General features: G+C 70.7%; 15 protein-coding genes. 9 read left to right on the top strand and 6 right to left on the bottom strand.

Annotation, left to right across the window (positions count from 1 at the left end; translation table 11 throughout):
• Positions 1 to 37 precede the first annotated feature (37 nt).
• From ITJ56_RS09415 to ITJ56_RS09405, 3 genes are read left to right on the top strand one after another with little or no spacing between them, the layout of a single operon-like run.
• Positions 38 to 1,006, top strand: a complete 969-nt coding sequence (locus tag ITJ56_RS09415; RefSeq protein ID WP_194630051.1) for an ABC transporter permease — start codon at positions 38 to 40, stop codon at positions 1,004 to 1,006.
• The gene (locus ITJ56_RS09410) at positions 1,003 to 1,902 is read left to right on the top strand and encodes an ABC transporter permease (protein WP_194630049.1); all 900 of its coding nucleotides are present in this window, start codon (positions 1,003 to 1,005) and stop codon (positions 1,900 to 1,902) included. Before ITJ56_RS09415 ends, ITJ56_RS09410 begins: the two co-directional genes overlap by 4 nt.
• A complete protein-coding gene (locus ITJ56_RS09405; protein ID WP_194630047.1) occupies positions 1,899 to 3,605 on the top strand; it encodes an ABC transporter ATP-binding protein in 1,707 nt (568 codons plus the stop codon). Before ITJ56_RS09410 ends, ITJ56_RS09405 begins: the two co-directional genes overlap by 4 nt.
• A gap of 150 nt (positions 3,606 to 3,755) precedes the next feature.
• On the opposite strand, the gene proP is transcribed toward ITJ56_RS09405, so the two are convergent.
• Positions 3,756 to 5,321 (bottom strand): glycine betaine/L-proline transporter ProP, encoded by a 1,566-nt coding sequence (gene proP, locus ITJ56_RS09400; RefSeq protein WP_194630045.1) that lies wholly within the window; start codon positions 5,319 to 5,321, stop codon positions 3,756 to 3,758.
• Positions 5,322 to 5,588: 267 nt separating this feature from the next.
• Between proP and valS the strand changes: the two genes are divergently transcribed.
• Positions 5,589 to 8,183 carry a valine--tRNA ligase gene (gene valS / locus ITJ56_RS09395; RefSeq protein WP_228517433.1) on the top strand — a complete coding sequence of 865 codons (2,595 nt, stop codon included), beginning with the start codon at positions 5,589 to 5,591 and terminating at the stop codon, positions 8,181 to 8,183.
• Between the two features lie 44 nt (positions 8,184 to 8,227).
• The gene (locus tag ITJ56_RS09390; protein WP_194630043.1) at positions 8,228 to 8,479 is read left to right on the top strand and encodes a hypothetical protein; all 252 of its coding nucleotides are present in this window, start codon (positions 8,228 to 8,230) and stop codon (positions 8,477 to 8,479) included.
• A gap of 136 nt (positions 8,480 to 8,615) precedes the next feature.
• On the opposite strand, the gene ITJ56_RS09385 is transcribed toward ITJ56_RS09390, so the two are convergent.
• Positions 8,616 to 9,455 carry an alpha/beta fold hydrolase gene (locus tag ITJ56_RS09385; RefSeq protein ID WP_194630041.1) on the bottom strand — a complete coding sequence of 280 codons (840 nt, stop codon included), beginning with the start codon at positions 9,453 to 9,455 and terminating at the stop codon, positions 8,616 to 8,618.
• A 124-nt stretch (positions 9,456 to 9,579) separates the two neighbouring features.
• Here ITJ56_RS09385 and ITJ56_RS09380 point away from each other — a divergent pair, with 124 nt between their 5' ends.
• Positions 9,580 to 10,161 (top strand): TetR/AcrR family transcriptional regulator, encoded by a 582-nt coding sequence (locus tag ITJ56_RS09380; protein WP_194630039.1) that lies wholly within the window; start codon positions 9,580 to 9,582, stop codon positions 10,159 to 10,161.
• Between the two features lie 225 nt (positions 10,162 to 10,386).
• Entirely contained in the window at positions 10,387 to 12,411 is a 2,025-nt protein-coding gene (locus ITJ56_RS09375; RefSeq protein ID WP_194630038.1) for a M3 family metallopeptidase, read from the top strand.
• An 88-nt stretch (positions 12,412 to 12,499) separates the two neighbouring features.
• Here the strand turns inward: ITJ56_RS09375 and clpX are convergent, their stop codons facing one another.
• A complete protein-coding gene (clpX, locus tag ITJ56_RS09370; protein ID WP_194630036.1) occupies positions 12,500 to 13,780 on the bottom strand; it encodes an ATP-dependent Clp protease ATP-binding subunit ClpX in 1,281 nt (426 codons plus the stop codon).
• Positions 13,781 to 14,002: 222 nt separating this feature from the next.
• Here clpX and ITJ56_RS09365 point away from each other — a divergent pair, with 222 nt between their 5' ends.
• Both ITJ56_RS09365 and ITJ56_RS09360 read left to right on the top strand, forming a co-directional pair.
• A complete protein-coding gene (locus ITJ56_RS09365) occupies positions 14,003 to 14,731 on the top strand; it encodes a YcnI family protein (RefSeq protein ID WP_194630034.1) in 729 nt (242 codons plus the stop codon).
• A gap of 50 nt (positions 14,732 to 14,781) precedes the next feature.
• The gene (locus ITJ56_RS09360; RefSeq protein WP_194630032.1) at positions 14,782 to 15,390 is read left to right on the top strand and encodes a copper resistance CopC family protein; all 609 of its coding nucleotides are present in this window, start codon (positions 14,782 to 14,784) and stop codon (positions 15,388 to 15,390) included.
• Between the two features lie 64 nt (positions 15,391 to 15,454).
• On the opposite strand, the gene ITJ56_RS09355 is transcribed toward ITJ56_RS09360, so the two are convergent.
• The 3 genes from ITJ56_RS09355 to tig all read right to left on the bottom strand — a co-directional run bounded on the left by ITJ56_RS09355 (position 15,455) and on the right by tig (position 18,248).
• Positions 15,455 to 16,114 (bottom strand): ATP-dependent Clp protease proteolytic subunit, encoded by a 660-nt coding sequence (locus ITJ56_RS09355; RefSeq protein ID WP_111075987.1) that lies wholly within the window; start codon positions 16,112 to 16,114, stop codon positions 15,455 to 15,457.
• A 26-nt stretch (positions 16,115 to 16,140) separates the two neighbouring features.
• On the bottom strand, positions 16,141 to 16,770 hold the full coding sequence (locus ITJ56_RS09350; protein ID WP_194630030.1) for an ATP-dependent Clp protease proteolytic subunit: 630 nt from the start codon (positions 16,768 to 16,770) through the stop codon (positions 16,141 to 16,143).
• A 170-nt stretch (positions 16,771 to 16,940) separates the two neighbouring features.
• A complete protein-coding gene (gene tig, locus ITJ56_RS09345) occupies positions 16,941 to 18,248 on the bottom strand; it encodes a trigger factor (protein WP_194630028.1) in 1,308 nt (435 codons plus the stop codon).
• Positions 18,249 to 18,255: the final 7 nt, after the last annotated feature.

The following is an 18,255-nucleotide window of genomic DNA, read 5'->3' as shown; positions in this document are numbered from 1 at the left end:
TCGTGGCTCGGCCGCAGGGCGCTGGACGCTCTGGGCGGTGCGGCGCGTCCTCGGTGGCATCGGTGTGCTCTGGGCCGTCGCGACGATCGTCTTCGTCGCGATCGGGCTCATCCCGGGTGACCCCGCGCTCGCGATCCTCGGCGGCCCCGGCTCGCAGGCCTCCGCCGAGGCCGTTGCCCAGGTCCGCCACGAGTACGGCCTCGACCGTCCGGTCCTGGTGCAGTACGCGGTGTTCCTCGGACGCCTGGCGACCGGGCAGCTCGGGGACTCGTACGCGTTCCGCACCCCGGTCGCGACGCTGCTCGGACAGCAGCTGCCCGTGACCCTGACCCTGGCGGTCACGGGGCTCGCCGTCGCCTGGGTCCTGGCGGTCGTCGCGGCCTGGTTCTCGACCCAGCAGGGCCCGATCGCGGCGGGCTTGACGAGCGCACTCAGCGTCACCGCGAGCGTCATGCCGCACTTCTGGCTCGGCAGCGTGCTCATCGTCGTGTTCGCCAGCGCCCTCGGGTGGGTGCCCGCGGTGAGCGACGGCACCGCTCGCGGGTGGGTCCTGCCGGTGCTGACCGTGGCCGTGCCGGTGGCGGGGTACCTCGCCGAGACCGTGCGGGACGGTGTCGTCGATGCGCAGCGATCGGCTTTCGCGCTCGCCGCGCGGGGACGGGGCGAGACGCGGCTCGGGCTCTTCGGGCGGCACCTGCTCCGGCACGCCGCCCTGCCCGGGATCGCGCTGTCCGCCTGGGCCTTCGGCTCGCTCGTCTCCGGAGCCGTCGTCGTCGAATCGGTGTTCGCGCTGCCCGGCATCGGCCGCGCCCTCGTCACCGCCGTCACCCAGCGGGACATGCCGCTCGTCGCCGGGATCGCCCTGGTCTCCGCGGCGGCGTACGTCGTGGTGCTCGCCGTGGCCGACCTCGTCGAGCGTGCCGTCGACCCGCGTGCCGCGACTGGCCGGCGCGGGCGAGGCCGTGCGCACGGCCGTGGACCCGGCCGACGGGCGGGCGCGCGGTGAGCGGGATCGCCGACCCGGGCCTCCAGACCGGATCATCCGGGCGCCAGAGCGCCGTCGACACCGAGCGCGTCCGTGGGGGGACGCTCGGCGTCGGCGGCATCGCTGCGGGGGCGGTCGTCCTGGTGGCCGTGGTGGCGGCGGCCTGGCCCGGCCTGCTCGGCGGGGGCGACCCGCTCGCGGTGCACCCGGCCGATGCGCTGCAGGCCCCGAGCGGCGCCCACCCGTTCGGCACCGACGAGTCCGGCCGCGACGTCCTGGCACGGGTGGTCGCGGGCACCCGCGCGTCGCTCGTCGTCGGCGTCGCCGCCACCCTGATCGGCGGCGGAGCGGGGGTCCTGCTCGGCGTCGTCGCGGGACTGGGCGCTGGCGCCGGTCGCCTCGGTCGCCTGCTCGACGCCGTGATCGGGCGCGCCACCGAGGTCGCGTTCGCCCTGCCGCTCCTGCTCGTCGCCCTGGTCGTGATCGCCGTGACCGGCCCCGGCCCGGTCCCGGCCGTGCTCGCGGTCGGGTTCGCGACCGCGCCCGGGTACGCCCGTATCGTCCGGGGGCTGGTGCGGGCGGCGCGCGGTTCCCAGGTGGTCGAGACCGCGGTGCTGCTCGGCCGCTCCCCAGCCCGGATCGTCGCCCGCCACGTGCTGCCGACCGCGCTGTGGCCCGTCGTCGCCGTCGCCACGCTCGGGGTCGGACAGGCCGTGGTGTGGGCCTCGGCGCTCAGCTACCTCGGAGTCGGCACACCACCGCCGGCACCGGAGTGGGGCGCGATGCTGGCCGACGGCCGCACCTACCTGCAGACGGCGCCGTGGATGAGCACGTTCCCGGGGCTCGCGATCGTGGTCCTCGCGACGGCGGTCACGGTGCTCGGCCGGGCGATCCGACAGACGGGAGCGGCCCGGTGAGCGCCGTCCTCGACGTCCGCGGACTCACCGTCTCGATCGGCAGCACGCGGATCGTGCACGGGGTCGACCTGCGCGTCGACGCCGGCGAGTGCGTCGCGCTGGTCGGTGCCTCCGGCTCCGGCAAGACCGTCACCGCCCGCGCCGTCCTCGGGTTGTCCGCGGCCGGCGCCGCCGTGCACGCCGACACCTTCGGCGTCGACGGACTCGACGTCCGCGGTTGGTCCGACCGACGGTGGCGCCGGGTGCGCGGGTCGCGGGTCGGCTACGTCGGCCAGGAGGCCCTGGGTGCGCTGGACCCGCTGCGTCCCGTCGGCCGCGAGGTCGCCGACACCCTCCGCCTGCACACCGAGATGGGTGCGGCCGAGCGCGTGGACGCCGTGCGCGATGCCCTCGAGGCGGTGGGCCTCGACCCGGACATCACGACGGACGGCCGGCTCGCCGGCACGTTGTCGGGCGGGATGCGACAGCGGGCCCTCATCGCCGCGGCCACCGTCGGCTCGCCCGCGCTCCTGGTGGCCGACGAGCCGACGACGGCGCTCGACGCCGGGGTCGCGGTCACCGTGATGGAGCAGCTGCGTGCGGCCCAGGCCCGAGGCGCCGGGCTGCTCGTCATCACGCACGACCTCGGGCTGGTCGCGGGGTGGGCCGACCGGGTCGCCGTCGTGCACGAGGGGCGGATCGTCGAGCAGGGGGCGGTGGCCGAGGTCTTCGCGGCGCCCGTGCACCCGGCGACGCGGGCGCTGGTGCGTGCGGCGGATGCGGCGGCGGCCGGCTCGGCTGCGGCTGCGCCCGCTGTGGTTCGGTGCGAGGTTCCGTCGTCCGTGCGAGGCTCCGACGCTCGCACGGACGACGGAACCTCGCACGGTTCGCAGCCGACCTCGCACGGTGCGAGGGGCGGCGTGCTCGCGGCGCGGGGGCTCTCGCGGGAGTACGGCGGGGTGCTCGCGGTCGACGATGTGTCGTTCGGGCTCGAGCGCGGCCGGGTGCTCGGAGTGATCGGGGCCTCGGGATCGGGCAAGACGACGGTGGTCAGGATGCTCCTCGGGCTCGAGACGCCCGACGCCGGCACGGTCACGCTCGACGACGAGCCCTGGGTCCCGCTGCCCGAGCGCGAGCGCCGCCCTCGACGTCACCGGGTGGCGGCGGTCGTGCAGGACCCCGGTGCCACCTTCGACGAGCGGTGGACGGTCGAGCGGGTCCTCGCCGACGCGTTCTCGCGGGGCGACGAACGGCGGGCGCGCGGAGCGCTCGGCGACCGGGTCGACTCGGCACTGCGACAGGTCGACCTCGACCCAGCGCTCCGGTCCCGCTCCCCCCGCACCCTTTCCGGCGGGCAACGGCAACGGCTCGCGATCGCCCGCGCGCTGGCGACCGGGCCCGAGGTCGTCGTGCTCGACGAGCCGGTGACCGCCCTCGACGCCACGGTGCAGGACGCGGTGCTGCGGCTGCTCGAGCGGCTCCGCGACGAGACCGGCGTGGCGATGGTGTTGGTGTCGCACGACCTCCGGGCGGTCCGGCGGATGGCCGACGAGGTGCTCGTGGTGCACCGGGGCGCGGTCGTCGAGCACGGCCCCGCCGCCGAGGTCTTCGCGCGCCCGGCCCACCCGGTGACGGCGCGGCTGCTGCACGCCGTGGCGCGGCTGGCCGCCGGGCCCGCGCAGCGGTCCGCCGCCGACGGAGCGGCCGCCGACCTCACGGACTGAGCGACACTCCACGCGCCGCCGTGCGCGTGGACTGTCGCTGCGCGGGTGACGTGACAGACGGCCCTGGAACCGCCTGGAGGCCCGGCGCGCGTTCCGAGACGGAACGTGCGCCGGGCCTCCAGGCCGGGTTGCCGCGGGGCGGCCCCGTGGTCAGGAGCCGGAGGGCTCCTTGCGGGCGGCGTCGGCCGAGATGATCGGGATCTCGCTCGTCGAGAAGTCCTTGGCCCAGTCGGACTGCGCGAGCTCCGACGTCGGGTCGTTGTAGTCCTCGATGACGCCGGCGATCTCGTCCTCGGAGCCGACCGTCGGGCCGGAGCCCATCAGCGGGGACGAGGCGGTCTCCTTCGTGAAGTACACCGCGACCAGACCGATCACGGCGGCCAGCATCAGGTAGAACGCGGGGATGTCCTCGGCCCAGCCGTACCCGGCGTCCTTCGCGGCGTTGATGAGCGCGGCGGTCGCGAGCGGGGTCGTCCCTCCGAAGAGCGACACCGACACGTTGAACGCGATCGCCAGGGCGCCGTAGCGGATGATCGTCGGGAACAGCGCGGGCAGCGTCGACGGCATGGTCGAGGTGAAGGTGACGAGCACGACCCCGAGGATCAGGAGCCCGGCGAACACCCCGATGCCCGTGCCCGTCTGGACGAGCTTGAGGGCCGGCCAGGACAGCAGGATGAAGCCGACGCAGCCGGCGGCGAGCACCGGTCGGCGACCGAACCGGTCGGACAGCCGGCCTCCGAAGGTGATGACGACCATCATGAGCAGCATCACGACGACGATCAGGATGAGCCCGAACGTGGCGCTCTGGCCGAGGTTCTGCTCGAGGTAGGTCGGCATGTACGACAGCAGCATGTAGTCCGTCACGTTGAAGACCAGGACCAGGCCGATGCAGATGATGAGCGAGCGCCAGTTCTCCGCGAAGAGCTTGAGGAACGGTGTCTTCTGCCCCTCGCGCTCGGCGGCCTGCTCCTGCTGCTTCTGGAAGGCCGGGGTCTCCTCGAGCTTCAGGCGGAGGTAGAGACCGATGAGGCCGAGCGGGCCGGCGATGATGAACGGGATGCGCCAGCCCCAGCTGAGCAGGGCGTCCTCGGACAGCCCGAACTGCAGGCCCGTGACGATCGACGCGCCGAGCACGTACCCGGCGAGCGTGCCGAACTCGAGCCACGAGCCCATGAACCCGCGGCGCTTGTCCGGCGAGTACTCGGCGATGAAGGTCGCGGCACCGCCGTACTCCCCGCCGGTCGAGAAGCCCTGCACGAAGCGGGCGACGAGCAGCAGGACCGGCGCCCAGAAGCCGATCGAGTCGTAGGACGGGATCAGGCCGATCATGAGCGTGCCGGCGGCCATCAGGATCATCGTCAGCGCGAGGACCTTCTGTCGGCCGATCCTGTCGCCGATCGGGCCGAAGACGGCGCCGCCGATGGGTCGGACGATGAACGCCGCCGCGAAGAAGCCGAACGTCGCCACGATGTTCGCCGCCGGGTCACCCTGGGGCAGGAACACCTGCGAGATCGTGACGGTCAGGTACGCGAAGATGCCGAAGTCGAACCACTCCATGGCGTTGCCGAGCGCGGCCGCCGCGACGGCACGCTTGAGCAGCGATTCCTCGACGACGGTGACGTCGTCCTCGGTGAGGTCGCGACGAGCGCGCTTCGCGGCGCCCTTCGCGCGAACCGGCCGATCGCCGTGCGGGTGGGGTGCGTTGTTCGGTGCCAAGTCGTTCCTCCGGTGTGCGGTGCGTCCTTCGGGCGTCCGGCGGACGGCGACCTTGCAGCTCCTGCGAACCTCGCGCTCGCCGGACAAACCCCGACAGACTACCAGGCGGCCAGCGTGTCCGAGAGGTCGGTGTGCTGGTCGGTGCTCGGACGCTACGCCGGACCGCCTTGGACGGCCGCTACGATTGGGGCACCGCGCGTCAGGCGCGCAACACTCAGGCACCTCATCACGGACTCGGTGCCGCACACACGTACGGAAGGCACACCCATGACCAAACCCATGCCCGAGAAGCCGAGCGTCGACGGACTGGAGCAGGTCTGGGGGCCCGTCTGGGAACAGGACGGCACGTACCGCTTCGACCGTGACGCCGCCGGTCACCGCGACGCCGTCTGGTCGATCGACACCCCGCCGCCCACCGCCTCCGGTTCGCTCCACATCGGTCACGTGTTCTCGTACACGCACACGGACCTCAAGGCCCGGTTCGAGCGCATGCGCGGCAAGCACGTCTTCTACCCGATGGGCTGGGACGACAACGGTCTGCCCACCGAGCGCCGCGTGCAGAACTACTACGGCGTCCGTTGCGACCCGACGCTTCCGTACGACCCCGACTTCACGCCGCCGTTCGAGGGCGGCGACGGCAAGTCCTCGAAGGCCGCCGACCAGCTGCCGGTGTCGCGCCGCAACTTCATCGAGCTGTGCGAGCGGCTGACCGTGCAGGACGAGCAGCAGTTCGAGGAGCTCTTCCGCACGCTCGGCCTGTCGGTCGACTGGACCCAGTCGTACCGCACCATCGACGACACCTCGCGGGCGAGCGCGCAGCGCGCCTTCCTCCGCAACCTCGAGCGCGGCGAGGCCTACCAGGCCGACGCCCCGACCCTGTGGGACGTCACGTTCCGCACCGCGGTCGCGCAGGCCGAGCTCGAGGACAAGGAGATGCCCGGCGCGTACCACGGCATCGCCTTCCACCGCACCGACGGCGGCGACGACGTCGTGATCCAGACCACCCGCCCCGAGCTGCTTCCCGCCTGCGTCGCCCTGGTGGCGCACCCGGACGACGAGCGGTTCCAGGACCTCTTCGGCTCCACCGTGCGCTCCCCCCTGTTCGACGTCGAGGTCCCGGTGCTCGCGCACCACCTGGCGCAGAAGGACAAGGGCGCCGGCATCGCGATGGTCTGCACCTTCGGTGACACCACCGACGTCGTCTGGTGGCGCGAGCTGCAGCTGCCGAACCGCGCGATCATCGGCTTCGACGGCCGTGTCCGCTCGGACGAGCCCGCCTGGATCGAGTCGTCGAATGGCCAGGAGCTCTACGCCGAGATGGCCGGCAAGACGGTGTTCTCTGCCAAGAAGGTCGTCGTCGACGCGCTGACCGAGTCCGGCGAGCTGATCGGCGACGTCACGACCATCCAGCACCCGGTGAAGTTCTTCGAGAAGGGCGACAAGCCCCTCGAGATCGTGTCGACCCGCCAGTGGTACATCGTCAACGGCGCGCGCGACGAGCAGCTGAAGAGCACGCTCCGGCAGCGCGGCGAGGAGATCGCGTTCCACCCGGACTTCATGCGCGTCCGGTACGACAACTGGGTCGGCGGCCTGTCCGGCGACTGGCTCATCTCGCGCCAGCGCTTCTTCGGCGTGCCGCTGCCGGTCTGGTACCCGCTCGACGCCGACGGCAACCCGGTGTTCGACCAGCCGATCGTGCCGACCGAGGCCCAGCTGCCCGTCGATCCGGCCTCCGAGCCCGCGCCCGGCTTCACCGAGGACCAGCGCGGCGTGCCCGGCGGGTTCCAGGGTGAGCTCGACGTCATGGACACCTGGGCGACCTCGTCGCTCACCCCGCAGCTCGCGGGCAAGTGGGAGACCGACCCGGCCCTGTACGACCTGTTGTACCCGTACGACGTCCGCCCGCAGGCGCAGGACATCATCCGAACGTGGCTGTTCACGACGGTGCTCCGCAGCCAGCTCGAGGCCGACGTGGTGCCGTGGAAGCACGCCTCCATCTCCGGCTTCATCGTCGACCCCGACCGCAAGAAGATGTCGAAGTCGAAGGGCAACGTCGTCACGCCGCTGTCGATCCTCGAGCAGCACGGCGCCGACGCGGTCCGCTACTGGGCGGCCTCGTCGAAGCTCGGCACCGACGCGGCGTTCGACCCGCAGAACCCGAAGCAGATCAAGGTCGGCCGTCGTCTGGCGATCAAGGTGCTCAACGCGGCGAAGTTCGTCTACGGCTTCCCGCTGCCCGAGGGTGCCACGAGCGTCACCGAGGCCCTCGACGTCGACATGCTCGCCGAGCTCGGTTCGGTCGTCGAGCAGGCCACCGCGGCGTTCGACGGCTTCGACCACGCCCGTGCCCTCGAGATCACCGAGCGCTTCTTCTGGACGTTCTGCGACGACTACCTCGAGCTCGTGAAGGAGCGCGCCTACGGCACCGCGGCGGACGCGACGCACGAGACGCAGGCGAGTGCCGTCCTGGCGCTGCGCGGCGCGATCGACGTGCTGCTCCGACTGCTCGCACCGTTCCTCCCGTACGCGACGGAAGAGGTGTGGGCCTGGACCCACGACACCAGCGTGCACCGGGCCTCCTGGCCGACCGCGGCCGACCTGCCCACCGATGCGGCCCCCACCGGGCTGCTCGCGGCCGTCGGACAGGCGCTGATCGGGATCCGTGGCGCGAAGACGCAGGCGAAGGCATCCCAGAAGACGCCCGTCACGCGTGCCGTGGTCGCGGCACCGGTGGAGACGCGGGCGCTCATCGAGCGCGCGGCGGTCGACCTGGCGGCCGTCGGCCGTATCGAGGACCTCTCGTTCACAGACGGCGAGGCGCTCGAGGTCGTCGAGATCGAGCTCGCGGAGCAGCAGGCGTAACGTCACGTCCGCGACGGGGTCGGCACGACGGACTGGAGGCACGGATGCAGTTGGGCACACGCTGGAACGTGGGTGGGGAGCCGCCTGCGCGACTGCCCGAGGCGATGGTCGTCGCCGTGCGGGGGGTCGAGGACGAACTCGCGGCGGAGTCCGTGGACACCGGGACCTGGGGCTGGACCCTGACGTTCCTCGAGGGCAAGCCGATCGTCGAACTCGACGACGGCACCGCGATCCACCTCGACGATGCCGGACACGCGCAGGTCACGAACCCGGACGACGCGGGCGAAGAGGACTAGCGCCGCCTCGGCACGTGCCGCGCGCCTCGCGCCTCGCGTGGTGAGCAGAAATGGTCGGGTCCCCATGGGAACCCGACCATTTCTGCTCACGATGCGGGTGGCCTCAGAAGGGCGCGCCCGCGTGGTCGCCGAGGGATCAGGACTCGGCGAGCCAGGTGCCCAGAACCTCGTTCACCTCGGCGGTGTGCGTGGTGAGCAGGCCGTGTGGGGCGCCCTCGATCTCGACGTACTCCGCCGCGGGCAGTGCCTTCGTGAAGCGGCGGCCGGTGGCGTCGATGGGCAGGATGTTGTCGGCCGTGCCGTGCACGATCAGGGCGGGGACGGTGACCTTCGGGATGTCCTGGCGGAAGTCGGTCGGCCAGGTCAGCGGTGCTGCCGCCGACGCGATCGAGCCGGAGCCGGCGGCGATGTTCCAGGCGTTGCGGACCTGTTCCTCGGAGATGCGGGTGCCGAGGTTCTCCGACAGGTTGAAGAAGTCCTGGTAGAAGTTCGTGAAGTACGCGTAGCGGTCCTTCTTCACGTCCGCGGAGACACCTTCGAAGAACGACATCGGTGCTGCGCCGTCGGGGTTGTCGTCCGTGATCGCGAGGAACGGCTCAAGCGAGGCGAGGAACGCGACCCTGGCGATCCGGTCCTCACCGTGGCGGCCGATGTAGCGGGCGATCTCGCCGGTGCCCATCGAGAAGCCGACGAGGATCACGTCGCGCAGGTCGAGGGTCTCGAGCAGCGTGTGGAGGTCGTCGGCGAAGGTGTCGTAGTCGTAGCCGGTGGACGGCTGCGAGGACTGGCCGAAGCCGCGACGGTCGTACGTGATGACGCGGTAGCCCGACTCGAGGAGCATCGGGACCTGCCCCTCCCACGAGTTGCCGTCGAGCGGGAAGCCGTGGATCAGCACGATCGGCTGTCCCTGGCCCTTGTCCTCGTAGTGGAGCTCGATGTCGACGCTGTTCTCGGTCCCGACGGTGATGGCAGCCATGGTGGTTCCTTCCCTGAGCCTCGCGGAGAACGAGCGTTCTCCGTCGATGTGGATTACACTAGAGAACGCTCGTTCCCGGCGCAAGTCGAGAACGGTGAACACTCAGGGAACGGGGTACACACACATGGCCACCAGCACCATCGAGCCGGACGTCCGGGCGCACATCGTCGAGGTCGCCGACCAGCTGTTCTACGCGCGCGGCATCCAGGCGGTCGGCATGGACGAGATCCGCACGGGCGCAGGGGTGTCGCTCAAGAAGCTGTACGCGGCCTTCCCCGGCAAGGAGCAGCTCATCGCCGCTGTCCTGGCCGGCCGGCACGACATCTGGGAGCAGGGTGTGCACGGTGCGGTCGACGCTGCGGCGACCCCGCTCGCCAAGCTGCTCGCCGTGTACGAATTCCTGGAGTCCTGGTTCGCCGACGACACGTTCCGAGGGTGCGGCTTCATCAACGCCTTCGGCGAGCTCGGCGCCACCTCGCCCGCGGTCGCCGAGATCGCGCGGCAGCACAAGAACTCGTTCCAGCGGTTCATCCAGGGTCTCACCGCCGAGGTCGTCGCCGATCCGGACCGGGCTGAGGACCTCGCCGCGCAGCTGGCGCTCCTGGCGGAGGGCGCGCAGACCACGGCCGCCATCGCCGGCACCACGGCGCCGGCCGCCCAGGCGCGTCGCGCCGCCGAGACCCTGATCGACGCCGCCACCCGCTGACACGCGCCACGGTGCGGACGGGAGGCCCGCGGTGGTGCCGCCACGGGCCTCCCGTCCGCCCGTTGGTCGCGCCGGGCGCGGGGCGCTTGCCGGGTCATCCCGGGCGTACCTGGTCGTTCCGGGCGTACCGGCTCGGTTCTTTCGACCAGGTACACCCGAATCCGCTTCCCAGTCCGGGCGTCATGGGAAGGAACGCACCCGCGCGCCCGTGCATAGGGTGGGCAGATGGCAACCCCGTTCGACGTCCCGAGCACCCTCCCCTACGCCCTGCCGCCCTTCGGCGACGTGCGACTCGAGCACTACCGACCGGCGTTCGAAGCCGGCATGGCCGAGCAGCGCGCCGAGGTCGAGGCCATCGCCACCGACCCGGACGCCCCGACGGTCGAGAACACCCTCGTCGCCCTCGAGCGATCCGGGCAGCTGCTGACCCGCGTCAGCCACGTGTTCTTCACGCTGTCCTCTGCGGACTCCACGCCCGAGCTGCACGACCTCGAGGCCGAGGTCTCGCCGCTCCTCGCCGCCCACCGCGACGCGATCACGCTCGACTCCCGCCTGTACGCCCGCGTGCAGTCGGTGCTCGACGGTGCCGAGGCCGCCGGGCTGACCGGTGAGGCGCTGCGACTGGTCGAGCGGACCCACGCCGAGATGACCCTGGCGGGCGCGGCCCTCGACGACGCGGGCAAGGAACGCCTCACCGCGATCAACCAGGAACTGTCCACGCTCACCACGACGTTCGAGCGCAACCTGCTCGAGGACACGAACGACTCCGCCGTGCACATCACGGACGAGGCCGAGCTCGAGGGCCTCGACGAGGGCGCGAAGTCCGCCGCCGCCGGTGCCGGCGCCGACCGCGGGCTCGACGGTTGGCTCATCACGCTGCCGCTCTACACCGGACACCCGTGGCTGTCGTCGCTCGCGAACCGCGACCTGCGCGAGCGGGTCATGCGTGCCTCGCTCGCCCGCGGCCGACGCGGCAACCAGTACGACAACCGTGCGGTCCTGCTCCGCATCGTGCGACTCCGAGCCGAGCGAGCGGAGCTGCTCGGGTTCCCGAACCACGCCGCCGTCGTCACGGCCGACGAGACCGCGAAGACCCCGGAGGCCGTCGACGGGCTGCTGTCCTCGCTCGTCGGTGCCGCCGCCCGGAACGCCGACGACGAGCGGGCCGTCAGGTCGCGCACGGTCGGATTCGACGTCGAGTCGTGGGACTGGGCGTACGCCACCGAGATCCTCCGGGGCGAGCAGTTCGCCGCGGACAGTTCGGCGCTCCGCCCGTACTTCGAAGCCGACCGTGTGCTGCACGACGGCGTCTTCCACGCCGCCGGTGCCCTGTACGGCCTGACCTTCACGGAGCGACCCGACCTGCACGGCTACAACGACGAGGTCCGGGTCTTCGAGGTCACCGACGAGGACGGCGAGCCCGTCGGGCTGTACCTGCTCGACCTGTACACGCGCGACGGCAAGCGCGGCGGTGCGTGGATGAACCCTGTCGTCGAGCAGTCCGAACTGCTCGGCACCCTGCCGGTCGTCGTGAACAACCTCAACGTCGCGAAGCCGGCGGCGGGCTCCCCCACACTGCTCATCCAGGACGAGGTCGAGACGCTCTTCCACGAGTTCGGCCACGCCCTGCACGGCCTCATCGCCCGGACCACCTACCCGCGGTTCTCCGGCACCAACGTGGAGCGCGACTTCGTCGAGTTCCCGAGCCAGGTGAACGAGATGTGGATGTCGTGGCCGTCCGTGCTCGCCAACTACGCCAAGCACCACGAGACCGGCTCGCCACTGCCGCCCGAGCTGGTGTTGGGCCTGAGCGACTCGGCGGGCTTCAACGAGGGCTTCTCGACCACCGAGTACCTCGCCGCGGCTCTGCTCGACCAGGCGTGGCACCGCCTGTCCTCTGCTGAGGCCGCCGCCGTGACGTCCGTCGAGGACTTCGAGCGCTCGGCGTTGGAGTCGGCCGGCATCGCCGTCGAGGCCGTGCCGCCGCGGTACTCGTCGACGTACTTCGCGCACACGTTCTCGGGCGGGTACGACGCCGGCTACTACGGCTACATCTGGTCCGAGGTGCTCGACGCCGACACGGTGGAGTGGTTCCGCGAGAACGGCGGGCTGGACCGGTCGGCGGGCAGGCGGTTCGCCGAACGGCTGCTCGGCGTCGGTGGGGCAAAGGACCCGCTCGAGGCGTACCGGGACTTCCGCGGCCGCGATGCCGAGGTCGGCCCGCTGCTGCGGCGCCGCGGACTCGAGTAGGCGTCGGCGCGCGTCGGCCCCGCTCCACGAAACGGACACAGCACCACGGAATTCCGTGGTGCCGTGTCCGTTCGGTGGTTCCGGAGCGCTACGCCGACTTCTCGACGCGCTTGGCCCGGGGCCGCGGCACGATCGTCGGCGCCGCGTTCTCGAGCACGGACTCGCGGGTGATCACCACGCGGGCCACGTCGTCGTCGGACGGCACGTCGAACATCACCGGGCCGAGCACTTCTTCGAGGATCGCCCGGAGGCCACGTGCACCGGTCTGGCGCAGCACCGCGAGGTCCGCGATGGCCTCGAGTGCACCCTGGTCGAACTCGAGCTCGACACCGTCGATCTGGAACATCCGCTGGTACTGCTTGACCAGGGCGTTCTTCGGCTCCGTCAGGATCTGCATGAGCGCGGACTGGTCGAGCTGCGACACCGTGGTCACGACGGGCAGACGACCGATGAACTCGGGGATCAGACCGAACTTGTGCAGGTCTTCCGGCAGGACCTCGGAGTACAGGTCCTGGTGGTCGGAAGCGCTGTGCAGCGGAGCCCCGAAGCCGATGCCGCGCTTGCCGACGCGGGAGGACACGATGTCCTCGAGCCCGGCGAACGCCCCGGCCACGATGAACAGCACGTTCGTCGTGTCGATCTGGATGAACTCCTGGTGCGGGTGCTTCCGGCCGCCCTGCGGCGGGACCGAGGCGACCGTGCCCTCGAGGATCTTGAGCAGGGCCTGCTGCACGCCTTCGCCCGAGACGTCGCGGGTGATCGACGGGTTCTCGGCCTTGCGGGCGATCTTGTCGACCTCGTCGATGTAGATGATGCCGGTCTCGGCACGCTTCACGTCGTAGTCGGCCGCCTGGATGAGCTTGAGGAGGATGTTCTCGACGTCCTCGCCGACGTAGCCGGCCTCGGTCAGGGCGGTGGCGTCCGCGACGGCGAAGGGCACGTTGAGCCGCTTGGCCAGCGTCTGCGCCAGGTAGGTCTTGCCACAGCCCGTCGGGCCGATCAGCAGGATGTTCGACTTTGCGATCTCGATGTCGTCGCGGTCTTCAGCGGCGGTGATCTGCCCCTGCGCCCGGATGCGCTTGTAGTGGTTGTAGACGGCCACGGCGAGGGCGCGTTTCGCCGGATCCTGCCCGATGACGTACTCCTGCAGGAAGTCGAAGATCTCGCGCGGCTTCGGCAGTTCGAAGTCACCGCTCGAGGTGTCCTCGCCGGCCTCGGCCAGACGTTCCTCGATGATCTCGTTGCAGAGCTCGACGCACTCGTCGCAGATGTAGACGCCCGGTCCGGCGATCAGCTGCTGGACCTGCTTCTGGCTCTTGCCGCAGAACGAGCACTTGAGGAGATCGCCGCTCTCTCCGATGCGTGCCATTCCCGTGCCTCCCTGATTGGACATGCCGGCCGCGCTGTCGCACCACCGCTGGTGCACCGCTGCTGGTGGGCACCCCGTCGTGGACACGAGCCTAACCGCAACCGGTGACACCGACCGCGATGCCCCTCCGGTATCCGCCCGCGCGTTCGCCCAGGGCGTGCGAGCCTGCTACGGTGAGCGGGACTTCTCTACAACTTGTAGAACCACCCCGGAAGGAACCCCATGCAGAAGCGTCTCGCCGCCGGCGGCGCCGTCACTCTCGGTGTCGCAGCCGTCATCGTCCTCGGCAGCGCCACGTCAGCCAGTGCGCACGTGTCCGCGACGGCCACCTCGACCGCCGCGAGCTCGTACACCACGGCGACCTTCTCGGTCCCGCACGGCTGCGACGGCTCCCCCACGACGAAGATCGAGTTCCAGGTGCCGGAGTCCGTCATCGAGGTCACGCCCACCGTGAACCCGAACTGGACGATCACGAAGGCGACCGAGCCCTACACCGACCCGTCGGCCTCGGCATCGGACGAGGACCACGCCGAGACGGCCGCCGAGCGCGTCACCAGCGTCACGTACACCGCGAAGACCCCGCTGCCCGCCGACGAGCGCGACACCTTCGCGCTCTCGTTCTCGCTTCCGGACGGCAAGTCCGGTGACCTGGTCGAGTTCCCCGCGATCCAGACCTGCGAGACGGGCAGCGTCAAGTGGAACCAGGAGCAGGTCGCCGGCGAGGCCGAGCCCGAGCACCCGGCACCCTCGATCACCCTGACCGCGGCCGCGGCCACGGACGACGACGGCGACCCGATCGCCGCCACCCCGACGGCCGAGGCCGCCGCCGCGACCGCCCCCGCCGACCCCGACCTGGTCGGCCGTTTCCTCGGCCTCGGCGGCCTGGTGCTCGGTGCCGTCGCCCTGGTCGTCGCGGTCGCCAGCACGCGTCGTCGGAGCTCAGCCAAATGACGCCGCGCGGCTCACGTCGGTCCCGCCCGCGCCCCTCTGCCTGGAGGCTCGTGGCCGGGACCGCCGTGGCCGTCGCGATCGCCGGTGGTGCGGTCCTCGGGCTCGCCGGCCCGGCCAGCGCGCACAACTACCTGGTCGCGTCCGACCCGGAGGTCGGCGGCACGTTGACCGCACTGCCGAAGACCTTCGACATCACGACGAACGACAAGCTGCTCGACATCGGCGGCTCCGGTTCGGGCTTCGCGTTCCGGATCGTCGGCCCCGATGGCAAGTACTACGAGGACGGCTGCGTCGACATCGAGGGGCCGTCGATGACCACGACCGCCGCACTCGGCGACTCCGGCGGCTACACGGTCGAGTGGCAGATCGTCTCCGCCGACGGGCACACCGTCTCCGACGAGTACCCGTTCACGTGGAAGGCCCCGTCCGGCTTCACCGCCGCGACCGGAGCGTCGAAGCCCCCGACCTGCGCCACCGCGGATGACGACGGCGGTGACTCCGACACCACCACCGGCACGGCCGCGGGCTCGAGCGACTCGGCTGCCTCCGACGCGCTCTGGATCGGCGCGGGCGGCGTCGTGCTCGTCGCCGCGGTCGTCGCGGTCCTGCTGCTCCTGCGCCGCAGGCCGACCCCGGAGTCCGACGACACGGACGACTAGCCACCACCGCACGACGAAGGCCCCGCACCGATCGGTGCGGGGCCTTCGTCGTACCTGCTTGGTGCTACTTGACGAGCGCCGGCAGGTTCTTGCGGCTGGTGAGGACCTGGTCGATCAGGCCGTACTCCACGGCTTCCTGCGCGGACATGATCTTGTCGCGCTCGATGTCGTGGTTGATCTCCGCCGGCGTCTTGTTGGAGTGCTTCGACAGCGTCTCCTCGAGCCAGGTGCGCATGCGGAGGATCTCCGCCGCCTGGATCTCGATGTCGGACGCCTGGCCGCCACCCTGCTGGACAGCGGGCTGGTGGATGAGCACACGGGCGTTGGGCAGCGCCAGGCGCTTGCCCGGGGTGCCACCGGCCAGGAGCACCGACGCGGCCGAGGCCGCCTGGCCGAGGCAGACCGTCTGGATCTGCGGGCGGATGTACTGCATCGTGTCGTAGATCGCCGTCATCGCGGTGAACGAGCCACCGGGCGAGTTGATGTACATGACGATGTCGCGGTCGGGGTCCATGGACTCGAGCACGAGCAGCTGGGCCATGACGTCGTCAGCCGACGCGTCGTCGACCTGCACGCCGAGGAACACGATGCGGTCCTCGAAGAGCTTCGCGTACGGGTCCTGGCGCTTGTAGCCGTAGGCCGTGCGCTCTTCGAAGCTCGGCAGGATGTACCGATCGGACGGAGCCGGGACGTTCTGCGCGCCACCGAGCATTGGGAGATGCATTCTCGTTTCCTTTTCTTCGGTGGGGATCAGGACTGGGCGTCGGGCTCGGCCGCGCTGGTGGGGGTCTCCCCGTCGCCGACGGTGCCGCCGCCGCCGATGACCTCGGCGCTCGAGGCGCGGAGGTGGTCGACGAAGCCGTACTCGAGGGCCTCCTGGGCGCTGAACCAGTTGTCGCGGTCGTTGTCCTTGAGGACCTGCTCGATCGACTTGCCGGTCTGCTCGGCCGTGAGCTCCGCCATGCGCTGCTTCATGTCGAGGATGACCTTCGCCTGCGTCTGGATGTCGGCGGCGGTGCCACCGAACCCACCGGACGGCTGGTGGAGCAGGACGCGGGCGTTCGGCGTGATGTAGCGCTTGCCCGGCGTGCCGGAGGACAGCAGGAACTGTCCCATCGACGCGGCCAGGCCGATGCCCACGGTGACGATGTCGTTCGGCACGAACTGCATCGTGTCGTAGATCGCCATGCCGGCGGTGATCGAACCACCGGGCGAGTTGATGTAGAGGTAGATGTCCTTCTCAGGGTCCTCGGCGGCGAGCAGCAGCAGCTTGGCTGCGATCTCGTTCGAGTTGTCGTCGCGGACCTCGGAGCCGAGCCACACGATCCGGTCTCTCAGAAGGCGGTCAAAAACACTGGGGTTCAGTGTTGCTTCGGCCATGGAAAAGCTCCCGTTCAGTTGTCGCTTGTTGTCGAACTTATCGGGTGCAACGCACCAGTTCTCGTCTGTTCGCCGACAGCAATGCATCAGGGGCGGATACGGACGAACGGGAGGCACGGTGCCAGCTGGCACCGTGCCTCCCGTCCTTCATGCTGGTGGCGTCGAGATCGTTACTCGGCGTCCCCTGCCGGCTCCTGCGCGACGCCCGCCGTGAAGGCGGACAGGTCGACGGCGTCGCCGTTGGTGTCCTTGACGGTCACCTTGGACAGAACGGTCGCGACCGCCTTCGAGCGGGCGACCTCGCCGACCATGCCGGGGATCTGGCCGTTCTGGTCGATGACCTTGATGAACTCGGCCGGCTCCATGCCGTACTGCGCGGCGGCCTGGATGAGGTACTGGGTCAGCTCCTCTTGCGAGACCTGGATCTCCTCCTTCTCGGCGATCGCGTCGAGGAGGATCTGCGAGCGGAAGGCCTGCTCGCTGGACTCGGAGACCTCCTTGCGGTGCTCCTCGTCCTCGAGACGGTTCTCCTGCTCGAGGTGACGGTGCACCTCGTCCGCGATGAGCTGCTCCGAGATCGGGATGTTGACGTCCTCGGTGAGCTTCTCGACGAGCTTGTCGCGAGCCGCGGCGCCCTGACCGAAGGTCTTGGACTTCGCGATCTGCTCCTTCAGGTCCGCCTTGAGCTCGTCGATGGTGTCGAACTGGCTGGCGATCTGGGCGAACTCGTCGTCGGCCTCGGGGAGCTCGCGCTCCTTGACGGCGGTGACGGTGACGGCGATCTGGGCGGTCTCGCCCTCGCGGTCGCCACCGACGAGCTTCGACTCGAAGGTCGTCGACTCACCGGCGGTGAGGGACTCGAGCGCCTCGTCGACGCCCTCGAGCAGGTCGCCGGAGCCGATCTCGTAGGAGACGCCGGTGGCCGAGTCGACCTCGTCGTCGCCGATGCTGGCCGTGAGGTCGATCTGCGCGAAGTCGCCGGTCTTCGCCGGACGGTCGACCGTCACGAGCGTGCCGAAGCGCGTACGGAGGTTCTGCAGCTCCTCGTCGATCTCGTCGTCCGACACTTCGACGGCGTCGACGGTGAGCTCGTACGAGGAGTAGTCCGGCAGGTCGAACTCGGGGCGGACGTCGACCTCGAAGGTGAGGACGAGGTCGCCGGTGAAGTCGGCGACGTTCGGCAGCTCGGCGACGTCGGCCTCGGCGCGGCCGAGGATGCGCAGCTCCTGCTCTTCGACCGCCTGGCGGTAGAAGTTGTCGATGGCGTCACCGACGGCGTGGTTCAGGACCTCGCCGCGGCCGACGCGCTGGTCGACGATCGCCGGCGGGACCTTGCCCTTGCGGAAGCCGGGGATGTTGATCTGCTCGGCGATGTGCTTGTAGGCGTGGTCGATGCTCGGCTTGAGATCGTCCGGCGTCACGTTCACGGTGAGCTTGACGCGGGTGTCGCTCACCTTGTCGACGGTGCTGGTGGCCAAGGGATGT

The sequence above is a fragment of the Curtobacterium sp. VKM Ac-1376 genome, assembly GCF_015351025.1.
In the GTDB taxonomy this organism is placed as follows: Bacteria; Actinomycetota; Actinomycetes; order Actinomycetales; family Microbacteriaceae; genus Curtobacterium.
The sequence above is the reverse complement of the archived record's forward strand: the minus strand, read 5'-3'. Positions and strand labels throughout refer to the sequence as shown.